The following is a 16,663-nucleotide window of genomic DNA, read 5'->3' on the forward strand; positions in this document are numbered from 1 at the left end:
CCGTCGGTAGTGCGGCACAGACTAAAAGCACACCGGCTGTAGGCTCAATGACCGTAACTGACAAGTTATTGATCCAAACGTACAGCAGCCCTTGGCAAGCGCCGGCTGCCGCCCTACCCTAGTCGACGAATCCTGCACACGGTTGCCAACTGTTTTCCCATGCGCAAACTTCTCTACATCACTTTCGCCCTGGCGCTGATCGCGGGCCTCACCAGCTACGGCGTGTGGACCCGCGATCGCCCGGGAGCCCATTACCTGTCGGACCTGCGTATCGAGCTGGCGGTGGACCAAGGCGTACCCAGCGAACGCGGCAACCTGCTGGCGATCCAGCCGGAGCTGTTTCCCACCGACTACCAGAACATCGAACGCCTGCACCGCAAGCTCGCGGCTTACCTGCAACAGGCCCGCGAGCGTGGCCTGGTCAATGCCAAGACCGTGGTGGTGCTGCCGGAACATATCGGCACCTGGCTGATGGTCAGTGGCGAGAAGAACGAGTTGTACCAGGCCACCACCTTGAAGGAAGCCATGAACTGGCTGGCGGTGAGCAACCCGCTGCCGTTTCTCAAGGCCTTGATTGGTGCCAAGGGCGATAGTCGCGTCGACGATGCGCACCTGCGCATGAAGGCGAAGAAAATGGCCAAGGACTACCAGCTGTTGTTCGGTGGCCTGGCCAAGGAGTTCCAGGTCACCCTGGTGGCCGGCTCGATTGTCTTGCCCGATCCCAGCGTCAACCAGGGCAGCCTGCAGATCGGCAGCGGTGCCCTGTACAACAGCACCCTGGTGTTCGGCAGCGACGGCCTGCCCATTGGCCAGCCGCAACGCCAGATCCATCCCACGGCCTCCGAAAGCGGTTATATCCACGGCGATGTGCGTGAGTCGATAGAAACTTTCGATACGCCTGCCGGGCGCCTCGGGGTGCTGATCGGCAGTGACAGCTGGTACCCCGACAACTACCGCAAGCTCGACGAACAACAGGCACAGCTGATAGCGGTGCCGGCCTTCATCATGGGCAAGGGCCGCTGGGAACAGCCTTGGCGCAGCGACAATAGTGCAGCGCTGGGAGCCATGGCGCCGGGGACCAGCGAAGGTGCTGCCTGGCATCATCTGACCCTCACCAGCCGGGCGCCACAGAGCCTGGCCGGCCATGGTGCAAGCGTGTTCATGCGCGGCCAGTTCTGGGACCTGGGGACCAGTGGCCAGAGCTTTCTCAGCAACGCGGGCCAGATCTTTGCCGACGACGGCAGCCGCGGTGCCCGCCTGCTGAACCTGTGGTTGTAGCGCCATGCGAAACACGCCGATGCGCCTGGGCGACCTGTCGGTGGGGTTTGTCCACAGCCTGGCCGATGCCATTCGCAGCCACGACCTGGACCCGGTGCCTCTGCTGGAGCAATACGGCCTGGACAATGCGCGGCTGGCCGAAGCCGGGGCGCGCTTGTCGATCCCCCGCTACATGCGCCTGGGCCACGGAGCGATCCAGCTCACCGGCGATCCGGCCCTGGGCCTGCGCATGGGGCGCCTGAGCCGCCTGAGCCAGGCCGGCCTGGCCGGTGTCACCGCCGCCCAGGCCCCGACCGTACGCGAAGCGGCGCGTTGCCTGACCCGCTTCGAAGCCCTGTACGGGTCCAACTATCGCGGCCAATCGAGTTTCTGCGAGGATGCCGACGGAGCCTGGCTGCGTTTCTACTCCATCAGCCCGTACAACGCCTATAACCGTTTCGTGGTGGATTCGATCATGTCCGGCTGGCTGCAACAGTTGTCCAGCCTGGCCGGGCAAACGGTGCATGCGCAAAGGATCGACATCGAGTTCGAGCAGCCCGACTACCACCAGGCCTATGCCCTGCTCGGCCCTACTGCGGTGCACTTTGGCGCCGAATGCAACCAGCTGCGCCTGGACCGGGCCAGCCTGGTCCTGCGCAACCCCGAGCACTGCCCGAGCACTTGGCGCCATCTGCTGCAATTGTGCGAAAGGGAACTGGAACAACTGACTCGAACTCGCAGCCTGCGCGAGCGCATCACTCAGTTGCTGGGACCGTTGCTCAGTGGTGGCCGGGAACCGGACCTGGAGGAAGTGGCCGCACGCTTGAAACTGCCGACCTGGACCTTACGCCGCAAACTGGCGGAAGAAGGCACGCAGTTCCGGGCGATTCTCAATGACACCCGGCGCGACCTGGCCATGACTTACATACGCGATACCGAACTGGCGTTCGGCGAGATTGCCTATCTGTTGGGCTTTGCCTCGGCCGAGGCATTCCAGCGGGCCTTCAAGCGCTGGAGCAACCAGACTCCCGGGGAGTTTCGTCGCAGCCACCGGCAGTTCGGCTAAAAAAAAGCCACCGGCCTTACAGCTCGGTGGCATCGTCTGCGGGTTCCAGAGGATCCAGCTCGAAAGCTTGATACTCCAGCAGCTCTTCTTGGTAATCGTCCATGGAGACTCCTTTTCCGTTGATTGAATGGACCTGCGCTCGTTAGCCGCCAGGGTCAGCATAAGTTGCCGGGATGACAGGAAAAATACTACCCCCTAGGTCAAGATTTCTGTCATTGAAACGTAACGACCCATGAAAAATTTAGCGGGCAGCCACTATCGCCCGCTTGAGCGGCAAGCGGCGACGCTGTCGACAAAGGACGTATCTGCTGGAAAAGCCAGGCCCGAGCGACCGGAAGCTGCGATGGCGGTGGACCGCCATCGCCGTGGCGCCTCAGCGCGGCAATGCCTGGATCGGCTCGGAGGGCGGTGGCAGCGTGCTGGCGGGAGGAGGAGTAATGACGGGCGCTGGAGCGAGCACATCGCTTGCCGGCGTTGGCTCGCTTGCTGGAACCGGCACTATCGGAGCCGCCTGCACCGGGGGCACCACGGGCTGCGACATGCTCGGCTCAGGCTCGGCAACCGGGGTCACCGGAGTACTTGGGGCCGGCGAAGGCACCGCCAGCGGAGCAGGTGCAGGCTGGGGCTCTGCCTTGGCCGGGGGCTGGGCCAGGCTGTCCGGCTTGTTCTCAGGGACCCCGAGATCGGCCTTGGGCTTGTCCTCGACATGGGTGGCAGCCTTGGTTTCCTCAGGCAGGAACAACTCCAACAGGGCAAAGTAGCGCTCATAGAACTTGGCGGACGACACCGTCTCGCTGGCCACCTTGACCATCGAATCGTCGGTGGAGCCGATCGGCATCGATACCGACCCCAGGACCCCGACCCCGAGACTCGCCGAGTTGTTCAGCTTCTTCAGGGCATAGCGGTCCTGCAGGGCGTTGGCGAACACCGTCGAGCGACGACCGCCGGTCCCGTCCTTGGCGCAGACAATGTTGAAGCTGATTTCCAGGTGGGTCTCGCCGGTCTGCTGGAAGCTCTTGTGACCACTGACCAGCTTCGGATCATTGCTGGTGATGATGTAGCCCTGGCTCAGCAGTGCGCGCCGCGCAGCTTCACAGGATGCCGTCTCGCTGACCGCATAGTTGCGCGAGAACGTACCCGAATCGTCGAAGCTTTCATGCTCGTAGATGGCCGTCTTGTGCGATGAACAACCGGCGACCGCGGACAACAGCAATACCCCGGCGGCCGAGCGCAGGTGAAATGATCTAAACATCGAGAATCCTGAGGAAAACGCTTCGGCGCGTATTGTGCTACAGATCAGCATCGCGCAGTTCGGCTAATTGATGGCGTTGATCTCACGCAAGGTTACTGACCACTGTTTACCGGAAAAAGTCGCTCGCTCAAATGTTCGATCAGCACTCGCAGCTTCGCAGCGGCATGCCGGCTCGACGGCCACAGCAACCAGAAGGTGCCGTTGAATTCCAGGTATTCGTCGAGTACCACCTGCAGCTCTTGGCGCTCGATGGCGGAACGCACCATGAAGTCCGGCAAGCAGGCAATGCCCAGGCCGCTGCGGGCTGCTTGCTCCAGTGCTTCGGTGGAGCTGCTGGTCAAGCGAGTCGGCAACAGCGGTTCAGGCTGGTGGAGCCGAGGCTTGAATGGCCAGGCCTCAAGCTTGCCGGTGTGATGGAAGATGTGCCGCAGGCAGGCGTGCTCATGCAGCTCCTGGGGCGATTGGGGCAACCCGCGGGCCTGGAAGTAGCCGGGGCTGCCCACCAGCACCATGCGAAAACGTCCCACCTGCCGGGCCAACAAGCGTGAATCCTTGGGGTTGCCGGTGCGTACCACCAGATCGAAGCCCTCTTCCACTACGTCCACCATGCGGTCGGACAGGTCGACATCCAGCTCGATCTGCGGGTAGCGCAACATGAACTCCGCCAGCACCGGCATCAACAGGCTATGGGCCTGGGGCGCGCTGATCCGCAGTTTGCCCACGGGGGCACTGGCCGAATCGCATAACTGGAATTGCGCCAGCTCGACCTCGGCGGCAATCCGGCGGCAACGCTCAAGGAGCCCCGCCCCTTCGGCGGTAAGGCTGATACTGCGGGTGGTGCGATGAAAGAGGCGGGTTTCCAGCCGCTCCTCCAAGCGCGCAATGCTTTTGCCCACGGCCGAGGACGACACCCCCAAGAGGCGTCCGGCCTCGGTGAAGCTGCGAGTCTCCGCCACCTGCATGAACACCGGGATACTGCCCAACCAATCCATTGTCGACTCCGGAATTAAGGACCTGGATGTCCGATAAGTTCGGAACCTTAGCCTATTTTTCCCTCATGGGCAGCGCCCTACCCTGTATCTCCCTTTCCACCATGGAGCCTTCCATGAATCGCCCAGTCGATGCCTGCGAGCTGCTGCCCCCTGTCACCGAAACCTCTGAACGCCTTCCCGTCGGCGGCCTTCTGGCCCTGGCGAGTGCAGGCTTCATCACCCTGTTGACCGAAGCCATGCCGGCCGGATTACTGCCACAAATGAGCCAGGGTCTTGAGGTCTCGCCGCCCCTGATCGGGCAACTGGTCACCCTGTATGCCCTGGGTTCGCTGCTGGCGGCAATTCCCCTGGTGACCCTGACTCAAAGTTGGCGACGGCGCCCCCTGTTGCTGATCGCCATTGGCGGGTTCGCCATCGTCAACAGCATCACCGCTCTTTCCAGCGACTACAGCCTGACCCTGGTCGCCCGCTTCTGCGCTGGGGTCTTCGCCGGTTTGCTCTGGGCCCTGCTCGCCGGCTACGCCAGTCGCATGGTGGCGCCTCACTTGCAGGGACGGGCGATCGCCATGGCCATGCTCGGTGCGCCTGTCGCGTTGTCCATCGGTATTCCGGCGGGAACCTTGCTCGGCAACATGGTGGGTTGGCGCATGAGTTTCGCCATCATGACGCTACTGACCCTGGGGTTGGTCCTCTGGGTACTCCGGCAGGTGCCGGACTTCCCAGGGCTACGCCCCCAGAAACGCCTTCCCCTGCGCCGGGTGCTGGCATTGCCGGGCGTCAGGCCGGTGTTGTTCGTGACCTTCACCTATGTGTTGGGCCACAACATTCTCTACACCTACATTGCGCCCTTTCTTGAACCCGCCGGCCTTGGCGGACAGATCGAACGTGTGCTGCTGGTATTCGGCCTGGCCGCCCTGCTGAGTATCTGGGCGATCGGCTTGCTGATCGATCGCTGGCTAAGGGCACTGGTGCTGGTCAGTTGCCTGCTGTTCATCGCCTCGACCCTGCTACTGGGGTTGCTGCCCCAGGGACCGACGACGATCTATGCCGCGACGGTGATCTGGGGCCTTTCGTTCGGAGGTATTCCCACCCTGTTGCAGACCGCGCTGGCCAAATCTGCTGGTGAACATGCCGACGCCGCGCAATCGATGCTGGTGACCTTGTGGAACCTGGCGATCGCCGGGGGCGGCCTGGGCGGCGCAATGCTGCTCCAGGGACCGGGGGTGACCAGCTTTCCCTGGGTGATCGGCGGCCTGTTGCTGATGGCCCTGCTGGTAGCGATTGGCGCCAAGCGACAAGGGTTTGCGGTTTACCGCTAACCGCTCACGGAGAGGATCATCCCCGCAAAAAAAAGGTTCTTCACGGAATCCCGGGAAACAGAAACAAGAACGCCGATTTGATAGATGATGTTAGTGCGAACAAACACATCTAAAAAACCGGCGTTCTTATGCGCGATGTTAATACGTTCCTTCCGTTTTGGGAGGGTTTTTCTGTGGTCGCCATCAAACCTGAGGGTGGCGCTTTACAGATCGATCTCGTCCCTCTGAGCACTCGCTTTCCCATCTGCAGCGGCTGCAACGAGCCCAGCACAATCACCCATGAATACTGTCAGCGCTTCATCCGAGACCTGCCCATCCTTGGACAACCGGTGCGGCTGAACGTCGAGCTCAGGCGAGTTGGATGTGCCGCCTGCGGCAAACGAATGGAGGGGGTCAGCTGGCTTGACCGCTACTCCCGGATGACACGCCGCTTGGCTGAAACCGTCATCCAGACCTGTCGACGACTGCCTACCTTGCATGTGGCTCAGCTATTCGGATTGCACTGGGATAGCGTGCGACTACTGGAGCGACGGGCTCTACAGATGGAACTGGATGCGCTGCCTGCAGCCCGCCCCAGGCGCTTGGTCATGGACGAGTTTGCCCTGTTCAAAGGGCATCGCTACGCCAGCGTCGTGCTGGATGCCGATACCCGTCGGGTGCTCTGGATTGGCGAGGGACGCAGTCGCGCCGCAATCAGGCCTTTCTTCGAGGAGTTGGGGCTTGAGGGTTGTGCACGGATTGAAGCGGTCGCGATGGACATGAATACCGCGTTTGACTTGGAGGTACGCCAGCATTGTCCCCAGGCACGGGTGGTCTACGACCTGTTTCATGTGGTGGCCAAATATGGGCGAGAAGTGATTGATCGAGTACGGGTCGATGAAGCCAACCGCCTGCGTCATGACAAGACTGCACGCAAGGTCATCAAGCAAGCGCGATGGCTGCTGTTGCGGAACCCGGAGAATCTCCAGAGTGCAGATCAACAGGTGCATTTACAGGATCTGCTGGCTGCCAACCAGTCGTTGATGACGGTTTATCTGATGAAGGCAGAGCTCAAAGCGCTGTGGTCGCCCACCACTGCTTGGGGCTGGCGATCAGCGTGGAAACAGTGGCTGTGTCTGGCCGATGAAAGCGCGATACCCGCTCTGAAGCAATTTGCCAAACGTTTGAAGGGCTACTGGCGCGGCATCGTTAGCCGGGTGTGCTGGCCGATGCATACCGGGCAACTGGAGGGGATCAATAATCGGATTAAGGTCATCAAACGGATGGCCTACGGCTACCGGGACAGCGAATTCTTTTTCATGAAGATCAAGAGTGTCTTTCCCGGTAATCCGTGAAGAACCAAAAAAAAGACCCCGGCTTTTAGGCCGGGGTCTTTTCAACACAGGGGAACAGGCATCAGTAACGCTTGATATCCGCCTGGTTTTCCAACTGCTTGCGATAGGCCGCAAAGTCTTGCTGGCCTACGCGCGAGGCCAGGAAGCGGCGGTATTGGGCCTTCTCTTCGTCGGTCGGCGCCACGGCTTCGTTGACTGCATCGAGTTGCAGGACCAGCAGGTTGCCATTAGGCAAGGTCACGCTGGTGAAGCTCGGCTTGTCCTTGGATTCAGGCTTGCTCATGCGGAACAGGGCCTGCAGCACAGTCGGGTCGATACCTTCCTGGCCACGGGTCACGGCCTTGGCGACCTTCCAGTCCTGGCCATCCACCGGCTTGTTCAACGCGACCTTGCCATCACGCAGGCTGGCGATCAGCTCTTCAGCCTTGGTCTTGGCAGCAGCACTGGCGTGCTCCTTGGCCAATTGCGTACGGATGGCCGTGGCGACGCTTTCCAGAGGCAGTTGCTCAGGCTTGCGATGCTCCTTGGCGCGCAACACCACGACGGTCTCCGGATCCAGCTCGATGGCGGTGCTGTTGGCACCTTCATCCAGGACTTCGGTGCTGAAGGCGGCCTGTACTACGGCACGATTGGCGGCAATACCGTCACCACCCTCGCGACCGAACGGCGCGGAGGTATGTATGGTGAGCTTCAGGTCCTGGGCTGGCTGGGCCAGATCGGACGCTTCGAACGACGAGTCTTCCAGTTGCTTGGTCGCATCGACGAAACGCTGCTCGACCTGCTGGGCCTTCAGCTCACGGGTCAGCTTGTCCTTGAGGCTGGCGAAGCTCGGCACTTGTGGTGCTTCGACGCCCAGCAGCTTGATCAGGTGATAACCGAAGTCGGTGCGCACCGGAGCGGAAACCTGGTCCTTGTCCAGCGCATACAGGGCCTTCTCGAAGGCTGGGTCGTAGACGCCAGGGCCAGCGAAGCCCAGGTCACCGCCATTGTTGGCCGAACCTGGATCCTGGGAAAACTCCTTGGCCAGCGCCTCGAAGCTTTCACCCTTGGCCAGGCGCGCCTGGATCTCTTCGATCTTGGCCTTGGCCTGGGCCTCGTTCATCTTGTCGTTGACTTCGATCAGGATGTGCGCGGCACGACGCTGCTCGGACAGGTTGGCGACTTCCTTCTGATACAGCGCTTGCAGGTCCTCGTCCTTGACGCTGACCTGGTCGAAGAAAGCGGCCTTCTTCAGCTCGATGTAGTCGATCACGACCTGGTCAGGCGTCATGAACTCCTTCGCGTGCTGGTCGTAGTAGGCCTTGACCTCGTCATCGGTCAGCTTGATCGCGGCCGGGTCGGCCTTGACGGTCAGGGAAGCGAAGTCACGGGTCTGCTTCTCCAGGCGGGCGAATGCCAGCACCTGGGCATCCGTGACGAAGCCACTGCCTGCCAGCCCAGCGCGCACCTGACCGATCAGCATTTCCTGGCTGAGCATCTGGCGGAACTGTAAGCGGGTGTAACCCAGTTGGCGGATAACCTGGTCGAAACGATCAGGGCTGAACTTGCCCTCGACCTGGAATTCCGGCGTCTGCAGGATCACCTGATCCAATGCCCCTTCAGAGAAGGCGAACTTGGAGTCCTGGGCACCTTGCAACAACAGCTTGCGATCGATCAGCCCCTTCAGGGCAGCTTCACGCAGCATCTTCTCATCGAGCAGAGAGGCGTCGAAGTCCTTGCCCAACTGTTGCATCAGCTGACGACGTTGCATGTCGACGGCTTGGCTCAACTCGTTCTGAGTGATCTCCTCACCGTTGACCTTGGCCGCATCCTGGTTATGGGTAGTGGCCTTGAAAATGGCATCGAAACCGGTCAACGCCAACAGTGCGACGATGACCCCGATGATGGTTTTGGCAATCCAGCCTTGTGAATTGTCCCTGATATTCTGCAGCATGCGTCCCCCAGAAACGGCTGTACTTCTGTTTTGAGCAACCGTGGAGCGTGGGTAGAGTCCGGATAGAAGAAAGGCGCATCCGAGGATGCGCCTTCTCGTAACTGGCGGAGCGGACAAGAGCTGAACCTGCGACCCTCGGCGTGAACCGGTTATGTACCGGTCAACTGGCGCCCCGCTGCCAGATCAGGCATGACCCGACCCGGATGGGCAAAGACCCTTGAAGAAACTTAGTTAACGGCTTCTTTCAGTGCTTTACCGGCTTTGAAACCTGGCTTTTTAGCAGCAGCGATTTCCAGAGTCTTGCCGGTCTGTGGGTTGCGGCCGACACGAGCTGGACGATCAGTTACGGAGAAAGTGCCAAAACCAACCAGAACAACAGAGTCACCGGCCTTCAGAGCGCCAGTAACGGATTCGATTACTGCATCCAGCGCACGGCCAGCAGCAGCTTTCGGGAGATCAGCAGATGCAGCGATAGCATCAATCAGTTCCGACTTGTTCACTCTAAGTCCCCTTATATATCTATGAGTATGATTCTAAGTTTTTTGGTGAAAGCAAAAACGAGTGCTGAATGGCCTACAGGCACTTAAGAGCCGCTTTATAACAAGGGCTCTAAAAAGCTGTCAAGGAAGCCCCCCAGGCTAATGCGTATTAATGCGTGCTAATTCTTTCCTTAGAGTCAGACTCGCGTTTTTCGTCCTTTGCAACTATCTCGGGAGCCACATCCGGCAAGGGCTCCGGCGCGTATTGCAGCGCAATTTGCAGGACTTCGTCAATCCATTTAACGGGTTTGATCTGAAGATCCTGCTTGATATTGTCAGGAATTTCTTTCAAATCGCGAACATTCTCTTCAGGAATGATCACGGTCTTGATTCCACCCCGATGCGCCGCCAGTAGTTTCTCTTTCAAACCACCGATGGCCAATACCTGACCACGCAGTGTGATCTCGCCGGTCATTGCCACATCGGCTCGCACTGGAATGCCGGTCAAGGCCGATACCAGTGCAGTGCACATGCCTACGCCCGCGCTTGGGCCATCTTTCGGGGTAGCCCCTTCCGGCATGTGGATATGGGTATCGCGCTTCTCGTGGAAGTCCAGGGGAATCCCCAGGCTCTTGGCACGGCTACGCACTACAGTCTGTGCGGCGGTGATCGACTCGACCATGACATCGCCCAAGGAGCCGGTCTTGATCAGTTGCCCCTTGCCAGGCACTACTGCGGCCTCGATGGTCAGCAACTCACCACCGACCTGGGTCCAGGCCAAACCGGTGACCTGGCCGATCTGGTCTTGCTGCTCGGCCAATCCATAACGGAACTTGCGCACGCCCAGGAAGTGCTCCAGCAGGTCGGAGGTGACCTTCACCGAGAAGCGTTTCTCCATCGCATGCTCTTTCACCGCCTTGCGGCAGACCTTGGCGATCTGGCGCTCCAGGCCCCGTACGCCGGCTTCACGGGTGTAGTAGCGGATGATGTCGCGAATCGCGTCAGAATCGAACTCCAACTCGCCCTTCTTCAAGCCATTGGCCTGAATCTGCTTGGGCGAAAGGTACTTGATCGCGATATTGATCTTCTCGTCCTCGGTGTAACCCGGCAGACGAATCACCTCCATCCGGTCCAGCAGGGCTGGCGGAATATTCATCGAGTTGGAGGTGCAGAGGAACATCACATCGGACAGGTCGTAGTCGACTTCCAGGTAGTGATCGTTGAAGTTGTGGTTCTGCTCGGGGTCCAGGACCTCAAGCAGGGCCGAGGCTGGATCGCCACGCATATCGCTGCCCATCTTGTCGATTTCATCGAGCAGGAACAGCGGGTTGCGTACCCCAACCTTGGTCATTTTTTGAATCAATCTTCCCGGCATCGAACCGATATAGGTTCGACGATGGCCACGAATCTCCGCTTCGTCCCGCACACCGCCCAGGGCCATGCGCACGAACTTACGATTGGTGGCATTGGCGATCGATTCCGCCAGGGAAGTCTTGCCGACCCCAGGAGGACCGACCAGGCACAACACCGGGCCGCGAATCTTCTTCACACGTTTTTGGACCGCGAGATACTCGAGAATCCGTTCCTTGACCTCTTCAAGGCCATAGTGGTCGGCATCGAGGATATCTTCGGCACGCGCCAGATCGAGGCGTACCTTGCTCTGGGCCTTCCACGGCACCTGAACCAGCCAATCGATATAGGAACGAACCACTGTCGCCTCGGCAGACATCGGCGACATTTGCTTGAGCTTGTTCAGCTCAGCCTGGGCCTTGGCCATGGCATCCTTTGGCAGGCCAGCAGCATCGATGCGCTTTTTCAGCTCCTCGATTTCGTTGTGGCCTTCGTCACCATCGCCCAACTCTTTCTGAATGGCCTTCATCTGCTCATTCAGGTAGTACTCGCGCTGGCTGCGTTCCATCTGCTTCTTGACGCGGCCACGAATGCGTTTCTCCACCTGCAGCAGGTCGATCTCGGCATCCAGCAGTGCCAGGACATGCTCTACACGAGCGGAGAGATCGATGATCTCGAGAATTTCCTGCTTCTGCTCGATCTTCAGCGCCATATGCGCGGCCATGGTGTCCACCAGGCGGCTTGGCTCATCGATGCTGTTGAGAGAGGACAACACCTCGGCAGGGACTTTCTTGCCCAACTGTACATATTGCTCGAACTGCGACAGCAGGCTGCGCACGAACACTTCCGACTCGCGGTCGGGAGCATCCACTTCATCAATCAGGGTCACTTCGGCGCGGCAATGACCGTCGACTTCGCTGAAACGCTCGACAGCGCCACGTTGCTCGCCCTCAACCAGCACCTTCACGGTGCCATCAGGCAACTTGAGCAATTGCAGGACGGTGGCAATGGTACCTACGCGATAGAGTGCATCCTCACCGGGATCGTCATCAGCAGGGTTTCTCTGAGCCAGCAGGAGAATCTGCTTGTCGCCCGTCATCGCTGCCTCAAGGGCTTCGATCGACTTCTCGCGCCCCACGAACAGCGGGATAACCATGTGCGGATAAACCACGACATCACGCAATGGCAGGAGAGGCAATTCGATGGTTGTCTTCATGATTTCGCCTCTACGGCGGCCTTACGGCCGAAAACTGGTGGAAGTAAGCTTGAAACCAAGATGGGGGCTGCCTGGAAAAAAAACAAGCTAAAGACAGCACTTTAAAGACGCTAAAAACAAAGGGGCCCGAAGGCCCCTTCTTTCAATCCGACAGCATGCCGCTTAAGCGTCTGGCGCTGCCTTGGCCGTCGGCTCACTGTTCTCATAGATGAACAGTGGCTGGGACTTGCCTTCAATAACGCTTTCGTCGATCACTACTTTACTCACCTCGGATTGCGAGGGGATCTCGTACATAGTGTCGAGCAGTACGCCTTCGAGAATCGAACGCAGGCCACGAGCACCTGTCTTGCGCTCGAGAGCCCGCTTGGCTACTGCCTTCAAGGCGTCAGAGCGGAACTCCAGATCGACACCTTCCATCTCGAACAACTTGCCATACTGCTTGGTCAAGGCGTTCTTCGGTTCGGTGAGAATCTGGATCAAGGCTGCTTCATCCAGCTCATCCAGCGTCGCCAGAACCGGCAGGCGGCCGACGAACTCAGGAATCAGGCCGAACTTGACCAGGTCATCAGGCTCCACTTCACGCAGTGATTCGCCGACCTTCTTACCCTCTTCCTTGCTACGCACTTCGGCATTGAAACCAATGCCGCCGCGGGTGGAGCGGTTCTGGATAACCTTCTCCAGGCCAGAGAATGCACCACCGCAAATGAACAGGATATTACGGGTATCGACCTGCAGGAATTCCTGCTGCGGATGCTTGCGACCACCTTGAGGCGGAACGGAAGCGACCGTGCCTTCGATCAACTTCAACAGGGCTTGCTGAACACCTTCACCAGAAACATCCCGGGTAATCGAAGGGTTATCAGACTTGCGGGAAATCTTGTCGATTTCATCGATGTAGACAATACCCATCTGGGCCTTTTCCACATCGTAGTCGCACTTCTGCAGCAGCTTTTGAATGATGTTCTCGACGTCCTCACCCACGTAACCGGCTTCGGTCAGGGTGGTGGCGTCGGCGATAGTGAAAGGTACGTTCAACAGGCGTGCCAGGGTTTCCGCCAATAGCGTCTTGCCCGAGCCTGTAGGGCCGATCAGCAAGATATTGCTCTTGCCAAGTTCGACTTCGTCGTTCTTTTTGTCACGCTGGTTCAGACGCTTGTAGTGGTTGTAAACCGCTACTGCCAGAACCTTCTTTGCACGCTCCTGACCAATCACATACTGATCAAGGATGCCGCTGATTTCTTTAGGCGAAGGCAATTTATGCGCGCTGCTTTCGGCCTGTGCTTCCTGCACCTCCTCACGGATGATGTCGTTGCACAAGTCGACGCACTCGTCGCAGATAAAGACCGAGGGGCCGGCAATCAATTTGCGTACTTCATGCTGGCTTTTGCCACAGAAGGAGCAATAAAGCAGTTTGCCGTTGTCCTCGCCGTTGCGGGTGTCAGTCATTCGATCGATCCAAATCCGATAGGCTTGCAACACAAGATGAAGGCAATTGCGGGCTTTTTCAAGTCCGCAGGCGGCCGGTCAAACCAGCCGCCTACATTTGAGTTGCTTAGGCGGGCATTTGACGCTTGCTGATAACGGAGTCGATCAGGCCGTACTCCGCTGCGCGCTCAGCGCTCATGAAGTTGTCGCGCTCGGTGTCACGCTCGATGGTTTCCAGGCTCTGGCCCGTGTGATGGGCCAGCAGCGAGTTCAAGCGCGAGCGGATGTGCAGGATTTCCTTGGCGTGGATGTCGATATCCGACGCCTGGCCTTGGAAACCGCCGAGCGGTTGATGGATCATCATGCGCGAGTTGGGCAAGCAGTGGCGCTTGCCTGCCGCGCCGCCTGCAAGCAGGAACGCACCCATGCTGCACGCTTGGCCAATGCAGATAGTGGAAACATCAGGCTTGATGAACTGCATGGTGTCGTAGATCGACATCCCGGCGGTCACCGAACCACCCGGCGAGTTGATGTAGAGATGGATGTCCTTGTCCGGGTTCTCCGCTTCAAGGAAGAGCAGCTGCGCCGCGACCAGATTGGCCATGTAGTCTTCTACCGGACCGATCAGGAAGATCACTCGCTCCTTGAGGAGGCGCGAGTAGATATCGTAGGCACGCTCGCCGCGAGCGGACTGCTCGATAACCATCGGGACCAGGCCGCCTGCGGCCTGGATGTCAGAACTCTGCTGATAATAAGAATTGCGGGACATGTCCTGCAGTCACTCCCAAATAGTCATGTCTTGAATACGCATAAGCCAGCGCGAAGGCTGGCTTATGGTGTTTGCTTCGAACGAGAAAAGATCAGTCGGCTTGAGGTGCTTCTACCGGCTTGACCGCTTCTTCGTAAGAGACCGATTTGTCGGTCACGCTAGCTTTCTGCAGAACAGTATCCACAACTTGTTCTTCCAGCACAACCGAACGGACTTCGTTCAATTGCTGCTCGTTCTTGTAGTACCAGGACACGACCTGCTCAGGCTCTTGGTATGCCGAAGCCATTTCCTGGATCAGTTCGCGAACACGAGCGTCATCAGGCTTCAGCTCGAACTGCTTGACCACTTCGGCAACGATCAGACCCAGTACTACGCGGCGCTTGGCCTGCTCTTCGAACAGCTCAGCTGGCAGCTGATCCGGCTTGATGTTGCCACCGAACTGCTGAACAGCCTGGACGCGCAGACGATTGACTTCGTTTTCCAGCAGCGCCTTCGGTACTTCGATCGGGTTGGAGGCCAGCAGACCGTCCATAACCTGATTCTTCACTTTCGACTTGATCGCCTGGCGCAGCTCGCGCTCCATGTTCTTGCGAACTTCGGCACGGAAGCCTTCCAGACCCGCTTCCTTGATACCGAATTGCGCGAAGAACTCTTCGGTCAGTTCAGGCAGTTTCGGCTCGGAAACGCTGTTGACGGTAACAGTGAACTCGGCGGCCTTGTTGGCCAGGTCCAGGTTCTGGTAGTCCTCAGGGAAAGTCAGGTTCAGAACACGCTCTTCACCAGCCTTGGCACCCACCAGACCATCTTCGAAGCCCGGGATCATGCGACCCGAACCCAGAACCAGTTGAGTCCCCTTGGCGGAGCCGCCAGCGAACGCCTCGCCGTCGATCTTGCCAACAAAATCGATATTCAGCTGGTCGTCTTTCTGGGCAGCGCGGTCGGCCGCTTCGAAACGAACGTTCTGCTTGCGCAGGATTTCCAGCATGTTGTCCAGATCGGCATCAGCCACGTCCGCGCTCAGGCGCTCAACAGCGATACCTTCGAAACCGGCAACAGTGAACTCAGGGAACACTTCGAAAGTGGCGACGTATTCCAGGTCCTTGCCCTTTTCCAGCACCTTAGGCTCAACCGAAGGAGCGCCAGCCGGGTTCAGCTTCTGCTCGACAACGGCCTCGTAGAAGGAAGCCTGGATCACATCACCTACTGCTTCTTGACGTGCGTCAGCCTCATAACGCTGACGAATCACGCTCATTGGAACCTTGCCAGGACGGAAGCCTGGAATCTTGGCCTTTTGGGCAGTCTGCTGCAGACGCTTGTTGACCTGGCTCTCGATGCGCTCAGCTGGCACAGTGATGCTCATGCGGCGCTCAAGAACAGAAGTATTTTCAACAGAAACTTGCATGGATATTCCTCGTTGCACAGACGATTAGCCGGCCGTTTTCCGACCCCAGAATCAAGGGCATGCATTCTAGTGGGTCAAACTCAAGAAGTCACCCTACTGAAAAGGGGTAAAAAGCGGCCAGCAACATGAAGACGGGGACAAAGGCTTCAGCCCCACCATAAGAGCAAACACTACAGATCAAACCCAGCCCCTGCACCAGCCCCTCTATATATAGAAGCAACCAGCCAGCCTCTCGAATACACCGGGTAACAACACCATCAAACCAGAGCAGCTAGCGACCGGAGGAAAGCCGCCTCATCACTTGGACAACCCACCATGCGCACCGCGCGATGCAAACACCCAGAAACGAAAACGGCGCAGCCCCTTTCAGGTGCTGCGCCGTTATCTGCTATTAACTAGCTACTTTATTGGTGCGGACGAAGAGACTCGAACTCTTACACCTTGCGGCGCTGGAACCTAAATCCAGTGTGTCTACCAATTCCACCACGTCCGCGTAACACGCCTCTTAAAGCAAAGGCGCCAGACTATTAATCTGGCGCCTTTTTCGAATATGGGGTGGACGATGGGGATCGAACCCACGACAACAGGAGTCACAATCCTGTGCTCTACCAACTGAGCTACGCCCACCATATTGCGTTACTTGTGCCAAAGCTGCCTAATGGCGCACCCGGCAGGACTCGAACCTGCGACCATCCGCTTAGAAGGCGGATGCTCTATCCAGCTGAGCTACGGGCGCCTTATTAATCTGTACTCTAACTAACGACTACAAACTAATTGCTTCCAGTCGCTGCGAGTTGATCAACAACTCCGCCCGACCTTCTTAACCAGTGCTAGGCTGTGCCCGACAAGTGCGACGAATGTTATAGACG

At 58.6% G+C, this 16,663-nt stretch carries 12 protein-coding genes and 3 tRNA genes; 4 read left to right on the forward strand and 11 right to left on the reverse strand.

From position 1 onward, the window contains the following. Positions 1-159 precede the first annotated feature (159 nt). Both I9018_RS21065 and I9018_RS21070 read left to right on the forward strand, forming a co-directional pair. The gene (locus I9018_RS21065; RefSeq protein WP_241107414.1) at positions 160-1,278 is read left to right on the forward strand and encodes a carbon-nitrogen hydrolase family protein; all 1,119 of its coding nucleotides are present in this window, start codon (positions 160-162) and stop codon (positions 1,276-1,278) included. A 4-nt stretch (positions 1,279-1,282) separates the two neighbouring features. Beyond that, positions 1,283-2,323: an AraC family transcriptional regulator gene (locus I9018_RS21070; protein ID WP_241107415.1), complete on the forward strand. Its 1,041-nt coding sequence runs from the start codon at positions 1,283-1,285 to the stop codon at positions 2,321-2,323. 373 nt (positions 2,324-2,696) lie between these two features. On the opposite strand, the gene I9018_RS21075 is transcribed toward I9018_RS21070, so the two are convergent. Together I9018_RS21075 and I9018_RS21080 are read right to left on the reverse strand one after the other, a co-directional pair. After that, the gene (locus I9018_RS21075; protein ID WP_241107416.1) at positions 2,697-3,575 is read right to left on the reverse strand and encodes a DUF2242 domain-containing protein; all 879 of its coding nucleotides are present in this window, start codon (positions 3,573-3,575) and stop codon (positions 2,697-2,699) included. A gap of 92 nt (positions 3,576-3,667) precedes the next feature. Further along, on the reverse strand, positions 3,668-4,567 hold the full coding sequence (locus I9018_RS21080; protein WP_068582967.1) for a LysR family transcriptional regulator: 900 nt from the start codon (positions 4,565-4,567) through the stop codon (positions 3,668-3,670). A 113-nt stretch (positions 4,568-4,680) separates the two neighbouring features. On the opposite strand from I9018_RS21080, the gene I9018_RS21085 reads away from it, so the two are divergent. After that, a complete protein-coding gene (locus tag I9018_RS21085) occupies positions 4,681-5,886 on the forward strand; it encodes an MFS transporter (protein ID WP_241107417.1) in 1,206 nt (401 codons plus the stop codon). 128 nt (positions 5,887-6,014) lie between these two features. Further along, positions 6,015-7,220 carry an ISL3 family transposase gene (locus I9018_RS21090; protein ID WP_241107418.1) on the forward strand — a complete coding sequence of 402 codons (1,206 nt, stop codon included), beginning with the start codon at positions 6,015-6,017 and terminating at the stop codon, positions 7,218-7,220. Positions 7,221-7,281: 61 nt separating this feature from the next. On the opposite strand, the gene I9018_RS21095 is transcribed toward I9018_RS21090, so the two are convergent. The 9 genes from I9018_RS21095 to I9018_RS21135 all read right to left on the reverse strand — a co-directional run bounded on the left by I9018_RS21095 (position 7,282) and on the right by I9018_RS21135 (position 16,530). Continuing rightward, a complete protein-coding gene (locus I9018_RS21095; protein ID WP_124348099.1) occupies positions 7,282-9,153 on the reverse strand; it encodes a SurA N-terminal domain-containing protein in 1,872 nt (623 codons plus the stop codon). A gap of 227 nt (positions 9,154-9,380) precedes the next feature. Further along, positions 9,381-9,653 (reverse strand): HU family DNA-binding protein, encoded by a 273-nt coding sequence (locus tag I9018_RS21100; protein ID WP_022639715.1) that lies wholly within the window; start codon positions 9,651-9,653, stop codon positions 9,381-9,383. Between the two features lie 148 nt (positions 9,654-9,801). Beyond that, the gene (gene lon, locus I9018_RS21105) at positions 9,802-12,198 is read right to left on the reverse strand and encodes an endopeptidase La (protein WP_068582956.1); all 2,397 of its coding nucleotides are present in this window, start codon (positions 12,196-12,198) and stop codon (positions 9,802-9,804) included. Positions 12,199-12,360: 162 nt separating this feature from the next. Beyond that, a complete protein-coding gene (clpX, locus tag I9018_RS21110; protein ID WP_068582953.1) occupies positions 12,361-13,644 on the reverse strand; it encodes an ATP-dependent Clp protease ATP-binding subunit ClpX in 1,284 nt (427 codons plus the stop codon). Between the two features lie 106 nt (positions 13,645-13,750). Then, complete coding sequence (gene clpP / locus I9018_RS21115; RefSeq protein WP_068582950.1) at positions 13,751-14,392, reverse strand: ATP-dependent Clp endopeptidase proteolytic subunit ClpP; 642 nt, start codon at positions 14,390-14,392, stop codon at positions 13,751-13,753. A 91-nt stretch (positions 14,393-14,483) separates the two neighbouring features. Then, positions 14,484-15,794 carry a trigger factor gene (tig, locus tag I9018_RS21120; protein ID WP_068582947.1) on the reverse strand — a complete coding sequence of 437 codons (1,311 nt, stop codon included), beginning with the start codon at positions 15,792-15,794 and terminating at the stop codon, positions 14,484-14,486. A gap of 408 nt (positions 15,795-16,202) precedes the next feature. Further along, positions 16,203-16,287: transfer RNA gene (locus tag I9018_RS21125), tRNA-Leu, on the reverse strand. Between the two features lie 58 nt (positions 16,288-16,345). After that, positions 16,346-16,421: transfer RNA gene (locus I9018_RS21130), tRNA-His, on the reverse strand. 32 nt (positions 16,422-16,453) lie between these two features. Beyond that, positions 16,454-16,530: transfer RNA gene (locus tag I9018_RS21135), tRNA-Arg, on the reverse strand. Positions 16,531-16,663 lie beyond the last annotated feature (133 nt).

Source organism: Pseudomonas sp. MPFS (assembly GCF_022537035.1).
Classification (GTDB): domain Bacteria; phylum Pseudomonadota; class Gammaproteobacteria; order Pseudomonadales; family Pseudomonadaceae; genus Aquipseudomonas; species Aquipseudomonas sessilinigenes.

What these genes read in the sequence shown, in the direction of transcription:
- I9018_RS21065 (WP_241107414.1), top strand. Translation starts at nt 160, where the DNA reads ATGCGCAAACTTCTCTACATCACTTTCGCCCTGGCGCTGATCGCGGGC.
- I9018_RS21070 (WP_241107415.1), top strand. Translation starts at nt 1,283, where the DNA reads ATGCGAAACACGCCGATGCGCCTGGGCGACCTGTCGGTGGGGTTTGTC.
- I9018_RS21075 (WP_241107416.1), bottom strand. Translation starts at nt 3,575, where the DNA reads ATGTTTAGATCATTTCACCTGCGCTCGGCCGCCGGGGTATTGCTGTTG.
- I9018_RS21080 (WP_068582967.1), bottom strand. Translation starts at nt 4,567, where the DNA reads ATGGATTGGTTGGGCAGTATCCCGGTGTTCATGCAGGTGGCGGAGACT.
- I9018_RS21085 (WP_241107417.1), top strand. Translation starts at nt 4,681, where the DNA reads ATGAATCGCCCAGTCGATGCCTGCGAGCTGCTGCCCCCTGTCACCGAA.
- I9018_RS21090 (WP_241107418.1), top strand. Translation starts at nt 6,015, where the DNA reads ATGCGCGATGTTAATACGTTCCTTCCGTTTTGGGAGGGTTTTTCTGTG.
- I9018_RS21095 (WP_124348099.1), bottom strand. Translation starts at nt 9,153, where the DNA reads ATGCTGCAGAATATCAGGGACAATTCACAAGGCTGGATTGCCAAAACC.
- lon (WP_068582956.1), bottom strand. Translation starts at nt 12,198, where the DNA reads ATGAAGACAACCATCGAATTGCCTCTCCTGCCATTGCGTGATGTCGTG.
- clpX (WP_068582953.1), bottom strand. Translation starts at nt 13,644, where the DNA reads ATGACTGACACCCGCAACGGCGAGGACAACGGCAAACTGCTTTATTGC.
- clpP (WP_068582950.1), bottom strand. Translation starts at nt 14,392, where the DNA reads ATGTCCCGCAATTCTTATTATCAGCAGAGTTCTGACATCCAGGCCGCA.
- tig (WP_068582947.1), bottom strand. Translation starts at nt 15,794, where the DNA reads ATGCAAGTTTCTGTTGAAAATACTTCTGTTCTTGAGCGCCGCATGAGC.